Below are 637 nucleotides of genomic sequence, written 5' to 3'. Positions count from 1 at the left end.
GTCATAGGAACGGCGTTCGACCTTGCCCGGTTGCATCGGCAGGACCGGCACCGTCCGATCCAACGCTTGAATCTGGGACTTCTCGTCAACGCAGAGCACGATCGCGTTCTCCGGCGGATTCAAGTACAAGCCGCAAATGTCGGTGACCTTGCCCACCAACTCCGGGTCGGTGGAGAACCGAAACGACTCGGCCTTGAACGGTTTGATCCCATACGCTCGCCATGCTCGGGCGACCGAGGCGTCGGAGATTTTCAGCTTCTTCGCCAGCAGCCGAGTCGACCAGTGCGTCACCCCAAGGCTTTTCGGCGGTGGCGTGAGCGTGGCGACGATAATCGCATCCCTATCGAGCCGTCGCGGCCGCCCAGAGCGAGGACGATCAGTCAGGCCAGCCAGACCGCGCTCAAGGTAGCGCTCGCGCCACGCGATCACCGTCGTCGGCGACGCGTCTACCAACTCCGCGATCCGCCGATTCGCCACACCATCAGCAGCAAGCAGCACCATCCGCGCCCGCTTCGCCGCCGACGCCTGCACCGAGCCCGAGCGAGTCCACGACTCCAGCACCTCACGATCACCATCACCCAACATCAACGCCGCAGCAGGACGATTCGCCATACCCCATTATCGCAGCAAACCAACC

The 637-nt window shown here is 63.3% G+C and carries 1 protein-coding gene; it reads right to left on the bottom strand.

Annotated elements, in window-relative coordinates; genetic code table 11:
• Positions 1–612, bottom strand: a 612-nt coding sequence (locus ACXMYJ_RS29290; RefSeq protein WP_460359572.1) for an IS630 family transposase, incomplete at its 3' end; no start/stop codon positions are given.
• Between the last annotated feature and the right edge of the window lie 25 nt (positions 613–637).

The sequence above is a fragment of the Mycobacterium sp. ZZG genome (assembly GCF_054786995.1).
The sequence above is the reverse complement of the archived record's forward strand: the minus strand, read 5'-3'. Positions and strand labels throughout refer to the sequence as shown.